16 protein-coding genes are annotated in these 23,854 nt (G+C 40.7%); 12 read left to right on the forward strand and 4 right to left on the reverse strand.

The window, feature by feature from the left end; genetic code table 11:
* The first annotated feature begins 24 nt into the window (after positions 1-24).
* The 11 genes from ACH8E3_RS08150 (at position 25) to ACH8E3_RS08200 (ending at position 17,074) form a co-directional block, all read left to right on the forward strand.
* Positions 25-2,760 carry an alpha-mannosidase gene (locus tag ACH8E3_RS08150; RefSeq protein WP_458632128.1) on the forward strand — a complete coding sequence of 912 codons (2,736 nt, stop codon included), beginning with the start codon at positions 25-27 and terminating at the stop codon, positions 2,758-2,760.
* An 82-nt stretch (positions 2,761-2,842) separates the two neighbouring features.
* Positions 2,843-4,747: a family 20 glycosylhydrolase gene (locus tag ACH8E3_RS08155; RefSeq protein ID WP_458632129.1), complete on the forward strand. Its 1,905-nt coding sequence runs from the start codon at positions 2,843-2,845 to the stop codon at positions 4,745-4,747.
* A 190-nt stretch (positions 4,748-4,937) separates the two neighbouring features.
* On the forward strand, positions 4,938-6,383 hold the full coding sequence (locus ACH8E3_RS08160; RefSeq protein ID WP_458632130.1) for a DEAD/DEAH box helicase: 1,446 nt from the start codon (positions 4,938-4,940) through the stop codon (positions 6,381-6,383).
* A 16-nt stretch (positions 6,384-6,399) separates the two neighbouring features.
* Entirely contained in the window at positions 6,400-6,939 is a 540-nt protein-coding gene (locus ACH8E3_RS08165) for a thermonuclease family protein (protein ID WP_458632131.1), read from the forward strand.
* A 64-nt stretch (positions 6,940-7,003) separates the two neighbouring features.
* Positions 7,004-9,559, forward strand: coding sequence for a DUF2339 domain-containing protein (locus ACH8E3_RS08170; RefSeq protein ID WP_458632132.1), 2,556 nt, complete (start codon positions 7,004-7,006; stop codon positions 9,557-9,559).
* A 49-nt stretch (positions 9,560-9,608) separates the two neighbouring features.
* Positions 9,609-10,811, forward strand: a complete 1,203-nt coding sequence (locus ACH8E3_RS08175; protein ID WP_458632133.1) for a DUF3999 family protein — start codon at positions 9,609-9,611, stop codon at positions 10,809-10,811.
* Positions 10,812-10,917: 106 nt separating this feature from the next.
* Positions 10,918-12,273 carry a sodium-dependent transporter gene (locus tag ACH8E3_RS08180; protein ID WP_458632134.1) on the forward strand — a complete coding sequence of 452 codons (1,356 nt, stop codon included), beginning with the start codon at positions 10,918-10,920 and terminating at the stop codon, positions 12,271-12,273.
* A 79-nt stretch (positions 12,274-12,352) separates the two neighbouring features.
* Positions 12,353-12,751, forward strand: coding sequence for a hypothetical protein (locus ACH8E3_RS08185; protein ID WP_458632135.1), 399 nt, complete (start codon positions 12,353-12,355; stop codon positions 12,749-12,751).
* A 243-nt stretch (positions 12,752-12,994) separates the two neighbouring features.
* Positions 12,995-13,546, forward strand: a complete 552-nt coding sequence (locus tag ACH8E3_RS08190; protein ID WP_458632136.1) for a class I SAM-dependent methyltransferase — start codon at positions 12,995-12,997, stop codon at positions 13,544-13,546.
* A 218-nt stretch (positions 13,547-13,764) separates the two neighbouring features.
* The gene (locus ACH8E3_RS08195) at positions 13,765-15,942 is read left to right on the forward strand and encodes a sensor domain-containing protein (protein WP_458632200.1); all 2,178 of its coding nucleotides are present in this window, start codon (positions 13,765-13,767) and stop codon (positions 15,940-15,942) included.
* Between the two features lie 22 nt (positions 15,943-15,964).
* Positions 15,965-17,074 carry an MBL fold metallo-hydrolase gene (locus tag ACH8E3_RS08200; RefSeq protein WP_458632137.1) on the forward strand — a complete coding sequence of 370 codons (1,110 nt, stop codon included), beginning with the start codon at positions 15,965-15,967 and terminating at the stop codon, positions 17,072-17,074.
* Here ACH8E3_RS08200 and ACH8E3_RS08205 read toward each other — a convergent pair.
* Positions 17,071-18,024 carry a TRM11 family SAM-dependent methyltransferase gene (locus ACH8E3_RS08205; RefSeq protein ID WP_458632138.1) on the reverse strand — a complete coding sequence of 318 codons (954 nt, stop codon included), beginning with the start codon at positions 18,022-18,024 and terminating at the stop codon, positions 17,071-17,073. The genes ACH8E3_RS08200 and ACH8E3_RS08205 overlap by 4 nt on opposite strands.
* A gap of 137 nt (positions 18,025-18,161) precedes the next feature.
* Between ACH8E3_RS08205 and ACH8E3_RS08210 the strand changes: the two genes are divergently transcribed.
* Positions 18,162-18,485: a hypothetical protein gene (locus tag ACH8E3_RS08210; protein ID WP_458632139.1), complete on the forward strand. Its 324-nt coding sequence runs from the start codon at positions 18,162-18,164 to the stop codon at positions 18,483-18,485.
* Positions 18,486-18,561: 76 nt separating this feature from the next.
* On the opposite strand, the gene ACH8E3_RS08215 is transcribed toward ACH8E3_RS08210, so the two are convergent.
* The 3 genes from ACH8E3_RS08215 to ACH8E3_RS08225 form a co-directional block, all read right to left on the reverse strand.
* Positions 18,562-20,049, reverse strand: coding sequence for a DHA2 family efflux MFS transporter permease subunit (locus tag ACH8E3_RS08215; RefSeq protein WP_458632140.1), 1,488 nt, complete (start codon positions 20,047-20,049; stop codon positions 18,562-18,564).
* Between the two features lie 207 nt (positions 20,050-20,256).
* Positions 20,257-21,723, reverse strand: a complete 1,467-nt coding sequence (locus ACH8E3_RS08220; RefSeq protein ID WP_458632141.1) for an alpha-amylase — start codon at positions 21,721-21,723, stop codon at positions 20,257-20,259.
* A 954-nt stretch (positions 21,724-22,677) separates the two neighbouring features.
* Entirely contained in the window at positions 22,678-23,703 is a 1,026-nt protein-coding gene (locus ACH8E3_RS08225; protein ID WP_458632142.1) for a hypothetical protein, read from the reverse strand.
* Between the last annotated feature and the right edge of the window lie 151 nt (positions 23,704-23,854).

Raw genomic sequence — 23,854 nt, forward strand, 5'->3', positions numbered from 1 at the left:
AAATGAGAAGGAGAAACGTGGATTATGACGGATAAAAGAACAGCACATATCATCTCCCACACACACTGGGACAGAGAATGGTACCTACCTTACGAGAAGCATCATGTGCGTCTCATTCAGCTTATCGATGCTTTGCTAGACAAGTTAGATCAAGGCAGTGAGTTTAAAAGTTTCTTTCTGGATGGACAGACCATTATTCTTGAAGACTATCTACAAGTGCGCCCAGAGAATCAGGAACGATTGCAACGTCATATTACAGAAGGACGTTTGTTAATTGGTCCTTGGTATATATTACAGGATGCCTTCCTAACAAGTGGAGAAGCGAATGTGCGGAACATGCAGATCGGTAACCAAGATGCGAAGCGCTACGGAGAGATTGCGAAGATTGGTTACTTCCCTGATACCTTCGGATTGGTAGGCCAGACACCACAGCTGATGTTACAATCTGGCATCACCAATGCATTCTTCGGACGTGGCGTGAAGCCGACGGGATTCAACAATATGGTATCGGATACGGGATATGAATCTTCGTTCTCCGAATTGATCTGGGAAGGTCCAGACGGTTCTAAAGTTCTTGGTATTCTATTTGCTAACTGGTACTCCAACGGTAATGAGGTACCTGTCAATGAAGAGGAGTCCAAACAATTCTGGGACAAGAAGCTTGCCGATGCTGAGAAATATGCATCAACTGGAGAATTGTTATTCATGAACGGATGTGATCACCAGCCGGTACAACTTGATTTGCCGGAAGCGATCGAAATGGCTTCGAAGCTATATCCAGATGTTGAATTTATTCATTCCAATTTCCCTGATTATTTGAAGGCAACGGAGAAAGCGATGGATCGCGACAATCTGTCATCTGTCAAAGGCGAACTACGTAGTCAGAGAACAGATGGATGGGGTACGCTTGTAAATACCGCTTCAGCTCGCGTCTACTTGAAGCAGATGAACCAAGAAGGTCAGGCGATACTTGAGAAGGTAGCCGAGCCACTTGCCTCATTCGCTCATATGTTAGGACAAGATTATCCACATCATTTGTTTACGTATGCTTGGAAGACATTAATGCAGAATCATCCGCATGACAGTATTTGTGGATGTAGTGTTGATGAAGTTCACCGTGAAATGGTTACACGCTTTGCGAAGAGCCGTGATGTAGCTGAGACCATTGTTGACGATAGCAAACGGATGATTGCCGACGCAGTAGATACAACTGCTTTCGCAGCATTTGGAGAAGATGCACTTCCATTGGTTGTTATGAATACAACCGGTTGGGATAGAAGTGGTACGGTTACGCTGGAATTAGATGCTGAGCGTCTATACTTGCGTGAAGGATTTACACTTGAAGAAACGGCAAGTCGCATGAAGAATGTTGATCTTTCTGGTCGTGTACTTGTAGATGAGCAAGGCAACAAGGTAGATGTCACCGTAGTTGATCTAGGCTTATTGTTCGGCTATGATCTACCGGTTGATCAATTCCGTCAGCCCTATATGTGTCGTCGAGTGCAATTGACATTCCAAGCGAGTCATATTCCAGCACTTGGTCTACGTTCCTATGCATGGGTACGCCAATCGGAGACTGCATCAGCTTCAACAACAAGTAGTTTGCTAGCTGGGGATCGCATGATGGAGAACGCAGGAATGAAGGTCGAGATCGCAGACGATGGATCATTTGCGTTGACAGATAAGTCCACAGGTCGCATTTATCGTGATCTGAACGTATATGAGAATACTGGAGATATCGGTAACGAATATATGTACATGCAACCTGTAGGGGAGAAGACGCTTACGACGAAGGGGCTTCCGGCTCAGATCACTGTCGTAGAAGATACACCGTATCGCGCTTCTATCCAGATCTCACATGATTGGGAGATTCCAGTATCTGCGGATGAGAAATTGGATGAAGAGCAGCGCGCACTTGTCTACTATCCAGAGCGTAAGGCGCAACGTTCAAGTGAAATGGTTACCTTGAAGATTCGTACAATCATCTCCCTAGAGCGTGATGGTAAAGGTGTACACATCGAGACTAACCTGAATAACCAAGCCAAAGATCATCGGGTTCGGGCATTGTTCCCAACCGATATAACTACGGCTATACATCATGTGGATTCGATGTTTGAGGTTCCAGTTCGTGATAACGAGCCAGCACCAGAATGGAGCAATCCGAGCAATACACAGCACCAGCAAGCATTCGTTGATCTATCCGATGATACAGCTGGATTGACAGTAGCTAACCTGGGCTTGAACGAATATGAAGTATTGCGTGATGGACGCAATACGATTGCAATCACACTATTACGCAGCGTGGGCGAGCTTGGTGACTGGGGCTTGTTCCCAACACCAGAGGCCCAATGTATTGGTGAACATACAGTACACATGGAATTGATTCCACATCAGGGTGACGGACTGACATCGGGTGCTTATGCTGAGGCTTATCAGTTCCAGATTCCTTGGACATTATGTCAGACAGGTGTTCACACAGGATCAATCACACCAACGTACACACCTTATAAGTGGGAGTCCAAGGCATTGGCCTTCTCATCCATGAAGATGAATAAGGATACAGGCGATGTGCTCTTCCGTTGGTACAATATGAGTAACGATAAGTCACAATTGAACTTCAGATCAGAAGTTCCACATCAGCACTTCTATAAAACAACGATTCTTGAAGAGTCGCAAGAGCCAATCGCAGGTCAGGCTGCGGGAGAAGTTTCCGTATCGACTGGGCCTTGTGAGATTGTAACCATAGGTATCAAACGCTAATTCAATCAGGATATATACTAGGCTTTCTCCTTAGCTAATCAGGCTAAGGAGAAGAGCCTTTTTTCCAAGGGAGGTATGAACCATGCAAGTGTCTTTTAACGGATTAAGCAAGGAATTGACGGATGGTGTAGCGCAGCTAGTAGATATGTTAGGTTTACAACTTCAGTCAGACGGTATAAGTATAGATGTGATTCAAGCTGAAGGACCGCTGACTGTTTCCCTTAAGGATGGCAAAGGGCGCATTCAATATGAGAATAAGATTCACTTTTATCGTGCGCTAGGTTTATTCGCAGAACATGCCAAGGAATCGGATAACTTTGATATCACGGAACAGCCGAGATTTGACTTCAATGGCACGATGTTAGATGTATCCCGCAATGGCGTCATGCGTGTAGAGACCGTGAAGCAATTCATTCGTTATATGGCAGTAATGGGTCTGAATGGCTTGATGATGTACACCGAAGATACCTATGAGATAGAAGAACTTCCATACTTCGGTTATATGCGTGGTCGCTATACAGTAGAGGAACTACGTGAATGCGACGATTACGCCGATCTATTCGGTATCGAGATGATTGCTTGCATACAGACACTAAGTCACCTCCCTCATGCACTGAAATGGCATTATGCTGAACAGATCAAAGATCATAACGATACACTATTACCTGGTGAGCCGAAAACCTATGAATTTATTGAACAAATGATCAAGACAGCAGCGGCGACATTCCGTTCGAAGCGAATACATATCGGTATGGATGAAGCTTTCCAAGTCGGGTTAGGACGTTATCTAAGACAGCATGGTTTCCGTGACCGGTTCGAAATTATGAACGAGCATGTGCAACAAGTATTAGGGATTACTCGTAAATACGATCTGCAGCCGATGATATGGAGTGACATGTATTTCAACCTACTGGCCAACGATTATCAGGGACATTTATATAACGTGAATGCAGACTTCTCTGATGACAATATGAGCAAGATTCCAGATGGTGTTCAGTTCGTCTATTGGGATTATGGTCGGGGTGATGAACAAGGTTATGAGAAGATTTATGATATGCACGAGAAGTTTGGATCACAACCGATCTTCGCAGGCGGTATTCACATGTGGAACTCGATCGCTCCCAACTACGGGAAGACGTGGAAGACCAGCCATCCAGCACTACGTGCAGCTAAGAATAAAGGACTCAAAGAAGTATTCTCAACTGCTTGGGGAGACAACGGGAATGAGACGAACCACTATGTCATCTTAGCCGGTCTACAATTATTTGCGGAACATGGCTATGGAGATGAAGTGGATGACGAACATCTAGCCAGACGTTTGAAGGCTTGTACGGGGTTAGACTTATTTGAACCGTTGATCTCTCTGAAATATATGGATGAAGTTCCGACCGTAGAAGAAGGTAACCATTGGATGGCTAACCCATCGAAGTATCTGCTATGGCAAGACTTATTGATGGGATTATTCGATGGACATATGGATGCAGACATCGAAGCGGAGCTTCCTGGCTATTATGATAATATGGCGAATAAATGGCAAGCTACCAAAGAGACTATGCCATCTCCGTATCATGAGCTATTCGATAGCTATGAGAAATTGGCTAGCGTTCTATCATTGAAATCAACCCTTGGCATACGGATCAAGCGAAGTTATGATGCGAAACAGCTAGACGAGTTGAAGGCAATTGTGAATACGGAATTGCCAGAATTGATTGCCCGAGTGGAAGCATTACGATTAGCTAATCGTAGCATGTGGATGCTCACTTATAAGCCATTTGGTTGGGAAGTGCTCGATATCCGTTATGGCGGATTAAAGGCTCGTATCCAATCTACAGGCGATCGCCTGATGGATTATGTACAAGGACATGTTCCTGTCCTGGAAGAGCTAGAAGTAGAGCGTTTGATCTTTGACCTGAATGGCGTACCAACGGCACCGCTTCATGTGAATGCAACATATCAGACGATTGTAACGGCATCTATGCTAATCTAAGTGTTGCTGTCCTTAATAAATCATACAAATAATCGACCTATAAGTGTAGGTCGATTATTTGTCTATGTGCATAAATATAACTAGACTGAAATAATCTCCTCTTTTCGAGTATAATAGAGTATATGTGTTAGTTGATTCGTGGAAACATATGTCCATACGGTAAATAATCTATAATAGAAGAGGTCGAAACATGAGCAACCAAGGTTTTACAGAATATACACTTAGTGAAGAAATTACAAGAGCGCTTGAAGGTCTTGGTTATAATGAACCCACAGAAGTACAACATGAAGTCATCCCGATGGCATTGAAGAGACAGGATCTTGTCGTGAAGTCTCAGACAGGAAGCGGAAAGACGGCATCCTTCGGTATTCCGATCTGTGACATGGTGGATTGGAAGGAGAATAAGCCTCAGGCGCTTATCCTTACACCTACGCGTGAATTGGCTGTCCAAGTGAACGAGGATATTACGAACATCGGACGATATAAACGGATCAAGGCAACACCCCTTTATGGAAAATCACCTTATGCGAAACAATCAGCAGAGTTGAAGCAGAAGAGTCATGTCGTTGTGGGTACTCCTGGGCGTGTATTAGACCATATCGAGAGAGGAACATTTGTCCTTGATCGTATAGAATATCTAGTCATTGATGAGGCCGATGAGATGTTGAACATGGGATTCATTCAGCAGGTAGAGTCTATTATTGAAAAGCTACCTACGCAACGAATGACGATGTTATTCTCCGCAACGTTACCGCATGATGTAGAGAAACTGTGCTATAAATATATGAATAACCCTGCGGTCATTGAGATTAAATCTACGGGTATCACGACAGATACGATCAAGCATTCCTTATATGAAGTAAGGGAATCCGAGAAGTTCTCGCTGCTTAAAGATATCACGGTGGTTGAGAATCCCGATAGCTGTATTATCTTCTGTCGCACACAAGAGCATGTGAATCAAGTCAACGAACAATTAACCAATGCCAACTATACATGTGCCAAAATCCATGGGGGCATGCTCCAAGAGGATCGCTTTGAAGTCATGAATGACTTTAGAAGAGGGCAATTCCGCTATCTTGTTGCTACGGATGTAGCTGCTAGAGGAATCGATATTGATAATATCACCCATGTGATCAACTATGATCTACCGATGGAGAAGGAAAGTTATGTACATCGTACAGGTAGAACCGGTCGTGCAGGGAAGACAGGTAAAGCGATCACATTCGTAACGCCTTATGAAGAGAAGTTCCTTAGTGAAATTGAAGGATATATTGGATTTGCGATCTCAAAAATGAATCCTCCTGCTAAAGAGGCTGTTGAACAGAACAGAGAAGCTTTCCAAACGAAGATCGGGATTGAGCCAACCCTCAAACAGGAAAAGAATAAGCAATTAAACAAGGATATCACGAAGCTATATTTCAACGGTGGAAAGAAAAAGAAGATAAGAGCTGTAGACTTTGTAGGCACGCTAGCCAAAATTGAAGGTGTTACATCAGACGACATTGGTATTATTACGATTCAAGATAATGTATCGTATGTTGAAATATTGAACGGCAAGGGACCACTTGTTCTTCAAGTGATGAAGGATACGACGATCAAGGGTAAACTGTTAAAAGTGCATGTGGCGAATAAGTAGTAAACGAGGGATAACGATGAGAATTTATCTGTATATCGTTCTAGCACTCTCAATTATCATATCAGGATGTATGAACACGGGGACTGAAGACGTTATAGGTCAGTCCCCGTTTGCTATGCAAATGGATAGGGATTACCCTGAATTGTTAGATAAGGAGTACGAGATGGAAGTGGTCAAACGTGTTGTTGATGGCGATACCTTCGTGACCGTCTCTGGACATAAAGTGCGATTGATTGGGATCAACACACCTGAAGTATTTGGTGAAGTCGGGTATTATGGGCAAGAGGCAAGTGACTTTAGCACACAACATCTTGAGGGGAAGACCGTGTATTTATTTAAAGATGTGCGTGAGACAGATAAATATGACCGATGGTTACGCTTTGTATTTGTTGAAGATGACCCAGTCATGTTCAATGAAACATTGATTATGGAAGGTTATGCGAATACGATGTCCATTCCCCCAGACATCTTATATTCAGAGAAGTTCTCACATCTGAAGCGTGAAGCACAGAATAATCAAATTGGATTATGGAATAATGTGATTTCTAATTATTAATCTATTTACCGATGATCTATAGTAAAATGTAAATATTACCCGTTAGAACCATCGGAGGGATGATATGAAGGAGTTCAAAGATCGCTTATTCCATATACAAGATAGCCAGAACAAATTGAGCAAAGAGGTTCAGGCCTTAGTTCGTGAATATGAGTCGCAAGATGTCATGATTGAGAATGAGAAACTTCGAGAGAAAACGAAGGAATATCAGCTTCGCCTAACGACATTGCAGGAAAAGGCGGGACGTTTAGAGACAGAGAATGTAAAGATTCGAACGGCTCTATCCGAGCAAATCATGAACGAAAAGCTAAATATCATCCATGTAACCCAAGAGAAGCTAGATACATACTTTGCGCGTAATTCAGGTGAGCATGTGAATCGGTTGAATGCATTTGAGCATCAAGCGAAGACAGGCGTTCACCGTATGTATGAGAGAGCAACACATCATTTGAATGAAGATAAGGAAGAAATGACCGGGAAGATTGCCCAAATCTCAAATGAATTACAACATAAGATGATGATCCAGCGTGAGCGATTGATTGCTGACGAGAAAAGACTACAACAACAAGTGAAGAGTGGTCTCGACCAACTTGCTTCAGAAGAAGTGACGGAAGAAGTCATGCAAAGAAGAATAAAACAGAATCAATTTGAGATGAAAATTGGATTAAATTGGTTGAATAAGGTAGCTATACTACTGATCATTTTAGCCGTCGGAACCAGCTTCAAAATGATGTATTCGGGTTGGTTTAACGGATACATGAAGGCAAGCACCTTCTTCTTATTAGGTGTGCTGATGCTCGTAGGTGGAGAATGGTTATTCCGTAAGAAGAAACAAACCTTTGCGTTGGGCTTACTGGGTGGCGGAATATCCGTCCTGTACGGATCGATCTTTTATAGCTACTTTTTACTAGATATTATAAATATATATGCGGGATTGGGACTATCTGTTCTAGTGTCGCTCACAGCCGTACTGTTGGCATTAAGGTATCATTCAAAGACCATTATTTCACTCGGTCTGGTGGGTGGTTATCTACCGCTATTCTCCTACATGGGAGCGTTCGGACTTGAGGGCAAGGCTGTTTATATAGCGATGTGTTACTTGATCCTATTGAATGTATCGATATTGCTCGTTTCTTTTCGTAAGCGTTGGGTCATTGTCAATTACATCAGTTTCTTATTCAACGTTCCTTGTATGATCGCTTTAATCGGGCTATCTAATAGCCAATCTATAAGCATGTTGTATGTCGTGGTGACGTTTATGATGTACCTAGGCATCACACTGGGTTATCCGCTGAAGCAATTATCCAAGTTATCATGGTGGGATTTCTCCTTATTAGCTTTAAATACGTTCATTAGTTGTTCTGCATTATATATCTTGTTTGTTGCAGCCGAGTGGGATAATTACCATGGTCTACTGGCATTAGTCTTCTGCTTGGTCTATTTTGGATTGGGCAGGTTTATGGAGAAGTATATGCAACAAGAGAAGCAGACGATCCTGCTGTTCTACGCCACGTCACTCACTTTTGCCGTGCTTATGATTCCGTTCCAGTTCGGAGCCGAGTGGGTATCTATCGGTTGGCTTATAGAAGGTGTGTTATTAACGATCTATGGAAGTCTTAATCGATTTAAGACGTTGGAAAGAGCGGGCTGGGGGATTCTAGCGTTATGTTTAGGATCATTCTTTATCTTTGACATATTCATCAATGTCATTGGCTACGCTGGTGATTACTTTGATCTGAAATATAGCTTTGTTACGGTTGGCATGCTGTTAGTGACATGGTATTACGCTATACAGCAGCATACAAAAGTAGCCAATCTCTATAGTCGTCCTATAGAAGCCCAACTCGTCACCGTGTTTAAATATATTACATTACTAAACGTCTGGTTCTATCTGATGTACGAGATGGGAAATCTATATCAACATTGGGTACCGTGGGAATTCAGCCATTACGACTTCTATAGACTGTTACTTATTGCAACGATAACCATTGGACTTGCCTATGCGCTGTCCAAAGCTACAGTGTTGTATGATCGTGTCGTGAAGTATTACACGCTAGCGCTATACGTAATCGGATACTTATTCTGTCTCATCATTACATTAAGCACGCCAGTGCTACATTCTAATTATGGCTATAATACGGCAACCGAATATATAGCGTTAGGTATATTAGTTGGCATTAACCTATTGGTGTTCTTCAGTATCCGAGATGTGCTGATTGCATTGATTCGTCAGCAATATAAGAGTATCGAGCTATATCCGATGATTATGGGTGTTTACTTACTGGGGTTATTAACATCTTTTCTGGTCGTTCAATTCCAATTGGAGGAGATAGGTTTACTATTTAGCTTGCTGTATTTATTACTTGCTATTGTCTATATTGCATTTGGGTTCCGTTATCGTTACGTATATATTAGACGCTTAGGATTGGGTCTGACGCTTGTCGCTACCGGGAAACTAATCTTATATGATTTAAGTTTCTTATCGACGGGAAGCACAATTATTGCGTATTTCACATTTGGGCTTGTACTACTTGGTATCTCTTATGGTTATCAGACAGTATCAAGCAGAATGGGGGAGAACAATGACGATGTGCAGATACGTGTGGATTCGAAGGACTAGTGCGCTTGTTGTGATCATGTTCTTAATGTGGGGGTGTATAGGGGGAAATGTGATTGTTGCAGACTCCCCGGTAGAGCAACAAGGTTGGCAGTTCTCAAAGGGCATCGATTTACAGGGTACCGACCCATATCATGGACTATTCTTAGATGAAGAGGTATATGCAGGAGCAAATGGAGATTTAAGTGACCTTCGAATTGTTGATAAAAAAGGGCAGTTCGTACCTTATTATATTGATAGCGGTTATGGGCTGGCGAAGGACATGACCAAGAAGTATACCTCTTCCTTAGTTCATACCGCTATGAAAGATGGCAATATGTTATTGGATTATCAGATTACCCCAGAGGCAGAACATAAGGATATTCGCGGTAATCTTCTATCTGTAGAGTTACCAGAGGAAACATTCCTGAAACGCATTAAAGTGTACGGAAGTTATGACGGACACCAATGGCAATTCATTGATCAGGGTGATCTGTACCGAACGGATCAGTTGGTGAAGAATACGATCGAACTCGGTTCGGAGTATAAGTATGAATATTATCGCCTGAATGTTCTTAACAATGTAGAGAAACTGATATTTCCGACTCTACAATTAATCCATAACACGCAAGAAAGACAATGGATTGACTATAAGAAGTTAGGTAAACCGTCTTATGAAATGAAACAGGTAGATAAGGTTACTCATATTATCGTAAAGAATGAGAGCCGACTTCAAGTAACCCAATTGCAGTTATCGACTAAGAGTAATAATTATAAGAGATCTTACAAGGTATACGATGATCAAGATGTAAGGATGACAACAGCTGGTTCACAAGATATTTATCAATTGAATTTCAAAGATAAACAGATTACAAACAATACAATCATGCTTGAAACACCGACTAGAAGCTCAAATATCACTATAGAACTAAACAATCACGATAACTTGCCTTTGGATATTACAGCGTTTGAAATGGGCTACATTGTGGACAAAATAGTATTTGAGGATATAGGAGCGGGTCCTTATCAGTTATGGTATGGCAAATCTGATGCGATCCAGCCTGAATATGATATTGTGAATTTCAAAACGTATATCGAGCATGAGGATGTAAGGGTGGGTAAGTTCCAAGCACAACAGATTGTACAAGACGCTCCAACAAGCGAAGGACCAGCACCTTGGTGGATGCAAGCGAAGATATGGTTCAATGTGGTGATTATCTTAGTATCACTAATGCTGATTGTCTTGCTAGTGAAGAAAATAACTCCGTCCAAGTAAGAATACATTACAACTATACGTATATGTCAGCGTCTAGTATAATGTTGAGATTAAATAGAGAAGGTTTAGCCTTGAGCGCAAGGTTTTACATCATTGGGAGGAAGTCATGAGTTTGAAATCTAACAAACATAGTTTGTCTACAGCAAATGATGAGCGGTTCTCATCATCTGGATTTATACTTACGGCAATCGGAAGTTCAGTGGGCCTAGGGAATATGTGGAAATTCCCGTATATTACAGGACAATATGGCGGAGCTGCATTTTTCATCCTCTTTATCGTCTGTCTAGTTGTAATTGGATTACCCGTTCTTCTAGCAGAGCTTGCGATTGGGCGAGGCGGTAGGGGAAGTGCATCATCATCCTTTGTCAATCTAAGTGGAAGTAAAATGTGGGGTAGACTTGGCATGATCTCCGTCATTGCACCCTTTATCATTATGTCCTTCTATGCGATCGTGGCAGGCTGGACGCTTCATTATGCCGTATTATCATTTAGCGGTAAATTCACATCAGGTTCAGATTTTTCATTTCAATTTAGTGAGTTCATGTCAGGATATACACCAATTGCATGGCAATTCGCTGTATTGGTGCTTGTTGGGATTGTCGTAGTCAAGGGAATCTCCGGAGGGATTGAGAAGTTTAATAAATTCCTTATTCCAGGGATGCTCATTCTATTAATCATATTAATGGTACGTTCCTTAACCTTGCCAGGTGCTAGTGAAGGCGTATCATTCTTCTTAAACCCTGATTTCTCTAAGTTGAATGCGGAGTCTACACTCGTTGCGCTAGGTCATGCATTCTTCTCGCTATCTCTTGGGATGGGAACAATGATTACATATGGTACTTACGTTAGGAAGGGTCAGTCACTCGGGGCAGCTACGCTTGCTATCGGTGCGGGTGATCTAATTTATGCCCTCATTGCTGGATTAATTATATTTCCTACGACCTTCTCCTTTGGAATAGCTCCAGACGAAGGACCAAGTCTCGTCTTTGTTGCCCTGCCAGCCGCCTTCTCTGCGATGCCATTTGGATCCTTCTTCGGAGGAATGTTCTTTATTCTACTGGCCATTGCCGCATTAACCTCAACGGTATCCTTGTTGGAAGTGCCGGTAACCTATACCATGGATCGTTTTGGATGGAGTAGAAAGCGGTCAGTATGGATGATCGCCATGGGAACGTTCATATTAGGTGTGCCTGCGGCACTGTCTCTAGGGGTCACGCCAAACTTAACATTTGGTGGAATAGCGATTTTTGATTGGATGGATTTCTTCGCATCGAATGTGTTGTTGCCACTTGGCGGATTGATTGTCACAATATTTGTAGGATATTACTATAAGGGTGTTGCTGAGGAAGCGGGTCTTACCGCAAGATGGTTCCGCATCTGGTTGTTCATATTGCGATACGTAGCTCCGATCCTAATCATATTCGTATTCCTACATTCATCAGGCGTTATTAAGTTCAACTGAACACATGTGGTTTCAATTCATATATAAAAGGTTAAGACCTATCAATCTGACATATATCATACAAAGGGGGGACCTTACAATGGATCGAAAGCCGATTGGGAAAACAAATATCCCTAATGTGGTAGGACTTGCTGTTGTATTCTCCATCCTCTTTGGAGCGGCAACAGAAAATTTAACATGGTTCTTAGCTAGTGTATCTTCTGTACTCGTCATATGTTTGCTACTGTATGCCATATGGTTGAAATTTGGCGATAATGGGATCAGAGTGAACAGTATTAATGTCTTTATTATGTTGGTGATGTTAACGATGTATACGTACATACCTTTTCTCTATTTAACTTGGGATACGCCACTTGGGTGGCAATCCATGGCCTTATATATTCTTGTTTTTATAATGAGCTTTGTGGTTAGAGAGAACATGGTTATGAAGATCAATCCGATTCTAAAGGTGAGTATAAAAAGTCCTATTTCATTATAGCCTATGTGATCTTAATGTTTGCATTAGTTGCCCTGGGCATATGGATGCTACAAGCTGCAAAGACGCCAGGTGCAGCCATGGAAATGGCAATCTTCTTTTATCTATTCTCATTTTTTTTTTGGTCCTCAGTCCAATGTTTCTAATCCATCCTAAGAGAGCATTGGAAAAGAAGATGGTCACGCAAGAACATTATGATAAATATCGATAAGTCTATAATAATTAACATATTGGGGGATATCATACATGGCGGGAACGCTATCCCAAGTCATCACGGGTCTACTCATGTTGGCTGTACTAGGGGCAGTGATGTCTATTGTCTATGCTAGCTGGAAGAATGGCATATCACCGATGCCTTCATCAAGTGTAGTTAGACGAGCCGTTATTGCTGAGATCAACCGATTGGATGAACGAGGGCTAATTGTAGAAGCTGGTTCAGGCTGGGGAACACTTGCACTCGATATAGCACGAAGGAAGCTTGGCTCTCAGGTGATTGGGATAGAGAACTCCTCTATTCCATTATGGATATCCAGAGCGATAATAAGGCTGAAAAAAGTAGATAATGTTTCCTTTATACGTGGAGATCTATATCATTATTCCTATGACGATGCACAAGTGGTGTTATGTTACTTATATCCAGGAGCAATGATGAGATTAAGTCAACTATTTAAGGATCAACTGCGGCATGATGCTGTAGTTATCAGTGTATGTTTTGCAATTCCTGACTGGCAACCTGAACGCGTAATCACATGCCGTGATTTCTATCGAACGAAAATTTATGTATATCGAAAGACATGAAAAGTGAATAGGTTGTAGTGTTCGTCTGAGTCAATTGATTCAGGCGACTTTTTCATTTGTAAAGCAGGAAGATGATGATATGTTAACGAAACAATAATAGAGCATGTCGAATATATATTTTAATTGACTTAAATTGTTCTAACTTGTTATACATCAAGTGATTTAGCACCCGAGAATGACAGCATGGGATTATAGCAGGAGAGAGTTGAGTGAGAATAATGGAGACCCTATATATTATTTTTATAATCTTAGTTAGCTTCATAGGAATGCTTGTATATTATGTTGAACAAGTGAAGAGGACAAGGAATAGACTAGCACAGATAAATGACGATTTCATTCTGGCGACGAAAAGTTCTGGTGTTGTTGTGTGGCACTTCGATTTGATGAGCCATGAATATTACTTCTCAGATCATTGGTATGAGATATTAGGTTACGACAAGGATGAACTTAACGAATCTCGTGGCGGTTGGATGGACATTCTTCATCCGGACAATATTGAAGCTGAACATGTGTATAGAACGCTGTGTTTAGAGGGTATGACGCAAAATTATGATAGTAAATATCGTTTGAAGACTAAAATAGGAGATTATAAGTGGTTTCGCGTTAGAGGTACAGTGGTACGAGATCCTAATAGCATGAATTCAAGATTAGTTGGATCGATGATAGATGTAAGCGAGCAAATGGATACGGAACATAAATTGATCGAAAGCCAACGAGACATCACGAAGAATATAGAACGATATCTTCTTATCACCAATGCAACGAATGATGGGATTTGGGATATCGACTATCGTAACAATGAATATTATTATTCACAACGGTGGCACGAATTATTATTAATCAATGCGGAGGAATGCGATAATAATAAGATTAAAACAGATCACATACATCCAGATGATATTGAAGTATATATGGATGCTGTGAAAGAGCATCAAATAAGTAAAAGTGATTTTTACCAGTGTGAAGTGAGACTTTTACTCTCTGATGGTACTTATAAATGCTTCCTTTTGAGAGGTAAGGTTCTATGGGATGATAACGGAGAGATTTATCGAATGACGGGGTCAATCTCGGATATTGAACTCTTGAAGCAATCCCAGAAGAAAATGGTTGAATTAGTCTATAAAGATGCATTAACAGCATTACCGAACCGATTATCGCTAAGTGATGTGTTCCGCACTTATATGGATCAGAACAAGAACGGTAAAGCAGCGCTCTTCTTCTTGAATATTGATAATTTCAAGGCAATTAATGATACGATGGGATATGCATTTGGAGATCAAGTGTTGATCGAAGTGGGTAAGCGGCTAAGTAGTATAACAGACGGTAACGCATCCCATTATCGCTTCGGCGGAGATGAATTCGTGATCCTTCTTACCAATATTCAAATGGATCAAGATATCATTCATTATGCAGAGTGCTGTATGGAACAATTTAACCTTGGATTTCTAATTGGTGACAGTAAAGTACATATTTCATTGAGTATGGGTGTCGCACAGTATCCAGAACATGGATTAAATGAAGATGAGCTTCTTAAGAATGCAGATGTGGCTATGTATAAGGCTAAAGAGATTCGAAAAGGAAAATATGTGATCTACAATCAACAAATACAAGACTCCTTCAATCATAGAATCGTCATAGAGAAACATCTGAGGATGGCTATCGATAATGAAGAGTTATCACTTTATTATCAACCACAACTCGATATTCGCACAGGGGAGATATGGGGATTCGAGGCGTTATTACGATGGAATAGTTCGGTGCTTGGATTCGTGTCTCCCTTAACGTTCATAAACATTGCTGAGGATTGCCGCTTAATCATTCCCATTGGGCAATGGGTTCTCAGAACGGCATGTTACGCGATGAAGAACTTACACAATCAAGGATATGAGGGATATCGTGTATCTGTTAATATTTCAGTCGTTCAGCTGTTACAAGAGGATTTCACTGATATGGTATTAAATATATTAGATGAGACAGGCCTTAGTCCTCAGTATCTAGAAATAGAAATAACAGAATCGAGGATCATGGAATCTTTTGATAAGAACAATGCCCAATTAGCGTATCTAAGGGCTAAAGGAATCGCAATTGCCTTAGATGACTTTGGCACAGGGTACTCTTCATTAAGTTATTTGAAACAACTCCCTATAACGACATTGAAAATTGATAAGTTGTTTATCGATGGTGTGCCGGATCATAAAAGAGATGTATCCATTACCAACGCTATTATTGCGATTGGACATGAAATGGGATTAGAGATCGTTGGTGAAGGTGTGGAGACAGAGGATCAACGTTCTGTATTGAAACAATTAGGCTGTGATCGGATTCAGGGATATCTCATCAGTAAGCCAATCCCTGTGCAGGATGTACCGCAATGGATTGAACATCAAGTGAAATAGATAGGAATCGAGGTAATTCATCATGCAGACCAGCATAATCATCTTAGTAAGTATTGTGGCGGTGGTATCTATAGTAGTGTACGTTGTACTCAGATATTACCCGTCATTAGGTGCGCTGTCTTCTAAGGAAATGTATGATAAGGATAATTCTTTACCCAATTACGCTAAAGGTAAATTTATCAATCCGATACCAACTTCTATGGATACAAGCTTTGCAGGATTCCTGTCTATGCTTGTGGACTTTCTCAGAGGGAACCCAAATGGAAGGCCAGACAAGCCACTACCCATTGATAGTCAATATCCCCTCAGGCTACAGGCAGAAGAGGATGCTACGATTACATGGTTCGGTCATTCGACGTTGTTCATTACATTGAATGGAAGCACGTTATTACTAGATCCCATGTTTGGTAGGGCCCCTTCACCTTTCCCATGGATAGGTGGGAAAAGATATGAGACCGTGTTACCGATTGAGTTGGAGAATATACCCGTTATTGATGCAGTTCTGTTATCCCATGACCATTATGACCACTTAGATTATGGTAGTATTCTAACAATTAAGGATAGAGTCAAACATTTCTTCGTTCCCCTTGGTGTAGGTGCTCATTTAGTTAGATGGGGTATACCTCTTGAGCAGATTACAGAATTGAATTGGTGGGAACATGCATTGTACGAAGGGCTTACCTTGGTAAGTACACCTGCCAGACATTTCTCTGGAAGGAGACCACTGGGCAATGATAAGACACTGTGGTGTTCTTGGGTGATCCAAGGTGAATCGCAGAAGATATTTTTCAGTGGAGATTCGGGCTATGCCCCTCATTTCAAGGACATCGGGGAAAGGTATGGGCCATTTGATGTCACAATGATGGAGTGTGGCCAATATAATGAACGTTGGGCAGGAATTCATATGACACCAGAGGAAACGGTCCAGGCGCAAATAGATGTGAGAGGGAAACTGATGATTCCAATCCATTGGGGTGCGTTCACCTTGGCATTTCATGACTGGACTGACCCAGCAGAACGCGCATTAAAGGCTGCCAAAGATAAGCGTATCGCAATCTCTACGCCTAGAATTGGAGAACAGGTAAGGATTGGATCATCGGATTATCCAACATCTACTTGGTGGAGAAATTAAGAGCATACAATAACTTGTCTAGTGAACGCCCGTTTTTTAGCTACGCAACGATCGGTAATCATAAATCCTGCATCTATGATCATGTCATCTATCGTCTCTATTGTAATAATAATTACTCTTCTTGCAATACGACGAGCATGTTGGAGGATGAATAGTTGTTCCTCTGGTGTGGTTGATGAGAATAGATTGTATGGCATATCAATGATGGCGACATCGTAAGATTGAGAAATGTCAGCGATATTCCCATAAGTAATCTCACAAGGATATCCAAAGTGATTGATATTCTCACGGGCACCCTGGACAATTTGTGGATTGAAATCACGTCCTATGATATCGATGCCCATGGAAAGTGCCTCAACCAATACCGTACCTATTCCACAGCATGGATCAATCGATCGAATTCCTGTTGGATTGGGAATAGCGATATTTACTAGCGCTCGTGCAAGTCGCGTCCCAAGTGCAATAGAATAATTACGTGGTTTTTTCATATGATGAAACCATACTGCATCATTCTTGTGATACCTTCCGAAGTACCATCGGCCCTCAAATGTCACAATTCCAAACGTATGATCGGGATGGTGGACATCAGCCTCTCCATCGATATGTAACCCAAGGTCTCTCTCAATAAGTCGTCTGTCCTCATAGGATATCTTATTTTCTTGTGTTAGGTCGTTGATCTTAACATAGATCACTTTGAAGGTTTCCTCATCCAGTACGATAGCCTCTACTTGCTTCAAGATATCCTGCAGGTTGTTTCCTTCATACATGACTTCTACCTTCTCTTTTACAAAGGGGCTACGATTGACATCTATACAAATAGTACTCTTTATAATGAATGACGACGTCTCCTGACTGAACAAAGAGCGCATCTCCAACTCCCATAAGGAATGTTCATCTTTACTACATGCAAAGGTATATATATAAGTTGAATCTTGGCTCTCAGTAATCAATAATAACCCATCCTTTATGTACGTGAAATTGTACTGCCTTTACACCATATCTATAAAAGCTTAGAAAAGCAAAAAAAATAGAACAATAGGTACGAGCATGTTAAAATGAATAGATTATAAGAGTGGAGTGACCTAATATGAGTCAAATGAACGAGAAACAAGCAGCCCAATTAATAGAGAAGTGGATTTCAGTATATGATATGGATAATGCCAAGGCATGGGAGAGGGATGAATATCCCTTTATCAAAGATACATCTACAGCGATGAAGCTTGCTATCCAAGTGTTAAGAGGGAAATCGGATATGAAAGGTAAATCTCTTCAGGGAGTTGCCTCACAGTTATTAGAATATGTTGATGAATATGGTATGGATAGTCCGCAGGAGTGGGAGAAGGAGAATATCCCTTTTGTAAAAGAAGTGCTTGAAGCGATTCATTATACAGTGTCTATTCTCAATAAATAGGTAGTGTGTAATCAATAAAGAGGATGTCTTACTACCATTTGTGTTGGTATGTAGGATATCCTCTTATGTTATATATTTAATGTGAAATCATTGTCTTGGCATTAGGCATATCGCTGTGATCTTCCATCACATCATCTTGTTTCACTCGTGGTTTGCGTAGAATAGTACTCAATAGTAAACCAACAACGGCGATACAGGCTGTTAAGAAGAATACGTCAGCAAATGCAGATGTCGATCCAGTTAGCATCTCTTGAGGTGTCCCCGGCGTGGAATTATAATGTTGAATCTGTGAAGTAAGATACCCGGACAACCCAGCAATAGCAAAGGATGTAACGACTTGTTGAGTTGCCGATGTTAATGGTGTAACACGATGCACAAGTCTTCGTGGTGCAGAGTTCAAGATATGCGTATTTAAAGGCATCATCGTTAGACCCATGCCACCACCCATGAGAACAAGCGGGATAACAATCATACTAATCGAAGTGTTTAAGTTAATCTGGGATAGTAGGAACAACGCTGTAGATACCATAGTGATACCGGTTATAGCGAGCGGGCGAGCTCCCCATTTATCAAATAACCTTCCCCCGATAGGCATGAATACCATCGAAGCCATGGCCTGAGCAAGTGTGGTATACCCACTTTGTAGAGGGGTAAATCCTCTTACGTTCTGTAGATATAGGGGAATCATAAGTATGGCACCGAACATCGCTACCTGAATAATCCAAGATAGGAGCACACCTCGTGTGAAGTCAGAAGAGCCAAAGACACGAAGTTCTAATAAAGGTTCTTTCAGTCTTAGTTCCACGATAATGAAGAGAATAAGAGCAACGCCACCAACGATCAATCCGATTTTGGTGTTTGGGGATGACCAATCGGCAGCACCTTCATTGACACCATAAGCTAGCATAGCAAAGGCGATTGGAGCAAGAATCATGCCGAGAATATCAAGAGAGGGGGCCTTCTTGCTCTCAAATTGAGGTAAATATTTCAATCCTACGATAATAGCTGCGATGCCAATCGGTACGTTAATTATGAATATCCAATGCCAGGAGGCAATATCAATTAGCCATCCTGATAATATAGGTCCAGCTGCAGGAGCAAGTAGCATCGGAATACCAAGCACACCCATGACTGATCCACGTTTGTCGGGCGGTGCAAGTCTAAAGACCATAGCCATTCCAATGGGGGCGACCATGCCGCCTCCAACGCCTTGAATAATTCGAAATAGAATCAGTTGCTCCGACGTCTGAGCTAACGAACAAAGCGCAGATCCGAGCGTGAATAATGTTATGGTTATGAGAAATATTCGCTTCGTACCGAATCGATCCGTCAGCCAACCAGCCAATGGGATAACTGCAGCTAATGCTAATGTGTATCCAGTAATACTCCACTGTATTGTTTTTAGATTAGCATTGAAATAATGCTGTAGGTTAGGTATAGCTACATTGATAACTGTGCTATCCAGAATAACCATAATCATTCCTAAAATAACTGCCATAAGCGGAGCAATGATGGTTTTGATTGAGAACTCCGGTGGGGTTGTTGCGACATGTGATTTAGACATGTAATGATCACTCTCCGTTTCTAATTTTGATTGATTCACGGACTATGATCGTAAAGAAATCCATAAACAGACGCTAATGACTACTGGGTACTTTGAAGAACCATACAGTCAGCGCCTAATTTATTCTACTTAAATTTGAACCAATGTCAAACTATTTTTGAATGGTAAAGTATAAGGAGTGTGTTGGATCAAGATAGATAGAAGAGATTAAAGAGTATCCTGTTCTGAATTAATCCATACAGAAATACTACCACTATGAACAGGGAATGTAGCGTAACCGTCCCGTTCTATAGTAATGTTATCCTGTCTATTGCGTGTATAATCGATCCAGACTTCTCCGGCACGTTGCTCGCCAACAGACATCCGTTTCTCTCCAGGATCACCATTCGATATGACAACGGCACACCCGGAGGCTGTAATTTCAGGTATGCCAAGACGAACCCACCCTATCGTATTTGGGTGATCGAAGTAATCATGTTGCTCCCCATACGCTTTATGGTAACGAACATATAGTAGCGGATCGATGATGGATTGTTTCCCATCCAGAGGATTGTCCCCACCAATCCCATAGTAATCCCCATAGAATATCACGGGAAATCCATCTTTTCTTAATAGAATAAGAGCATAAGCACACGGTTTGAACGCATCTTGAACCCACGATTCAAGAGCTTGATTAGGTTGTGAATCATGATTATCTACAAAAGTAACAGCATTCATAGGATGGGACTGAACGAGTGTATGATCAAAAATAGTTCTAAGATCGAAGTCTCTTCCCGCTTGAGAGGCTGCTTGAAATCGATAGTGAAGAGATACGTCAAACAAGTCGATGGCGTAATCGATCGTATCTAGGAACTGCTGACATTCCGCAAGATCTGGATTCCAGAACTCGCCAACGATATAAAAGTCATCTCCTCGTTCTTGTACCATTTGTTGTGCAAATTGTTTGATAAATTCATAGTTTATATGTTTGATAGCATCAAGGCGGTAACCGTTACAAGACAATGTTGTTGCAAGCCACTTGCCCCACGTTATCATTTCAGATGTGACTTGTGGATGATTATAATCAATATCCGCAAACATTAAGTAATCATAGTTGCCCAATTCATGATCTACTTGATCATTCCAGTGCTTATGGTCACCTAATATTCTGAAGATGCCAACACGTTCTGTACGTGCATCATAATCTGTGCCATTGAAATGTTCAAAGTTCCACTGAAATGATGAGTAGTGTTCATGTCGGCCTGGAAATGTAAATTTGGTCCAGCCTTCGATATCAAATGGTGTTGATATTTCTTGTGTGCGATTGTTAGCATCCACTTCAACGACCTGGAAAGTCTCCTTTTCATCCGCTCCCGCTTTATGATTCATGACCAAGTCTATGTAAACGACAAGACCGTGTTCATGACAAGCCGAGATCGCATTCATCAGTTCTTCTTTTGTACCATACTTGGTTCTAACCGATCCCTTTTGATCAAATTCGCCTAGATCATAGAGATCATAAGCCCCATAACCTGTATCATGAACGGATAGCCCCTTCGTAACAGGCGGAATCCAAATTGCAGTAATGCCTTTTGATTCTAATTGCGGAGCGACTTCTTGAAGTGCGTTCCAGTGTGTTCCATCGTGATCAATATGCCATTCAAAGAACTGCATCATCGTTTGGTTACGTTTCATGAATAGTATCTCCTTTGTCACTGATATTAACTTGTAGGATATTATTTGAATGGCAAGAAATATTTGCTTTGTATATAGTAGAGGTTGCCCCAAAATCTATGGTAATTAACCATAACGTCTCCATTAGTATTATTAGATTATTTAGTTAACAATTGGCAAAGACTAATGATTTTTTCTATATTAAATAAAGGATGCTGCTTTGATCATGGATTGCCTTTCGGAACGCTCCGCCTTCTATAGGAGAATCGCGTTACCTTCGCTACTTCGTGCAGAAAGCTTTATTTTCTGCATGTATAGATCTCGTCTCAGAGGCTTCCTTCATACAATATATTGATGCGAAAGATGCCTGTTTTTCGTATGATAAAGGTATCAGATTCAGTGGGTATTCATCATGATTCCAAATCAATGATCTCGTGGATTTCTTTTAAAAAAAGTATTGCAGAATAAATATTGTCACGATAACCTTTGCAACGTACTGTTTTCTATTGGTATGTTCTATTAATTCTTAGATATGACGGTAGAAGAGTCCAAACAGATATGAGAATAGATACTGTTAATGAAGATAAAATCTATTCTGTAATCATCAAATCAACACACATAAAGAAAAAGAGGTATTTCAAAAGGAGCTATAAAGTGAAGCGAAGGATAGAGAATTAAAACATTGACAAGGGAACGAAGTTTCATCTAACTTGGGTGATGTTGGCATGCACTTGCGAGAGACAGCAGCCATATTTGCTATCAACCGCAAAAGAATATTGACGTTTATGAAGTTAAATAGACCGATAAAAACGTAAATAAGGATAATTTCCATTTGGAATTGAATGGAATTCATCCTTATTTTTTAAAATTAATTTTATAAAATTGAAATCACAAGTTTTGCGGTGGCATTCTTATACCTACATCCATTGTTTAAATATTGGATATTGGTAAGCTATTATCTTAAAATGCCAGTGTTTAATATTCCGCAGTAGCTGGATAATTGTAAAAGTGTTTACCTTTTACTGAATGAAGCCTAAAGTGTTTGCTTGCAAAATCCTTATCTCCATATTTAGAAATATATTGTACATTCACATTGTAATATTCCATAAAGTTAGAAATATACGGATGACTAGTCACTTTATCCTCACTGACTTCTGAAGAACTATAATCTAAGGGGGCGATACCGTAACCGTCTAATGAGAAAATTCCTGCGGCAGATTCATTCATTCGGAAAAATTTCCTAACCGCTGTTGAAGAAAAAGAAGTGTAATCCATTACACTGACACTCAACAGACGTACACCCATAGTTTTTCTATAATGAAGAACTTTATCTATTTTTTGTCTAAAAGTAGGCGTGAATACGCTAGGACTATTTGCTTTAGTAATATCAGTTGATTGAAGAAAGTCCTCAAGCAAATAATAATCGTTACGCCCAAGCGCGGTTTTCTCCCCACTCGGATTATATGTGGGATGAATAGCACTCCCCATGACCTGATCAGGATGCCAAGCATTGATAAAGGCGGATAATTGAACACTATGCACATATTTGACCGCTTCATTAAACCTAGCTCGACTGACTTTGTAATCATATCCGGCATCATCAAAGAAGATACCTTTAATCCCAATGGACTTCCATTGATCAATTCTTTCTTTAATGACATTCATGGATAAGTTGTCCGTAGTAACACCCAAATCAACGTAGCCAAATATAATTGCGGATGGTTTGTCTTTGTTGATTTTGCTTATAATTTCTTTAGTTGATTGGAAATGGACATTATCTGACAATTGGAGTTTATCTCCAAATACGACGTAATCATACTCACTGAAAACCTTCGCAGCTTTATCAATATCCCATAGATTATTAACGCCTTCTGGTATTCCATAATAAACAACTAATCGGTACCCAGGAGATATTTTTTTTGAATCTGTTGACGACGATCCGAGTAATACAAAAATAGCTATAAATATAATTAATGTACTCACCTTTTTATTTTTTTTCATGTAAGACCTCCAAAAAACTAATGATAATATTTGATTATAATGAATACTATACCACGTTTTACCAAAGATTCGGGGAAGTGTTAATTAAACTTTGGGTTAATTTATAAAAAGGGTTGCATATAATAGGTCTTTTGAATTAGAGTAATACTAT

The sequence above is a fragment of the Paenibacillus sp. CMAA1364 genome, from assembly GCF_054373195.1.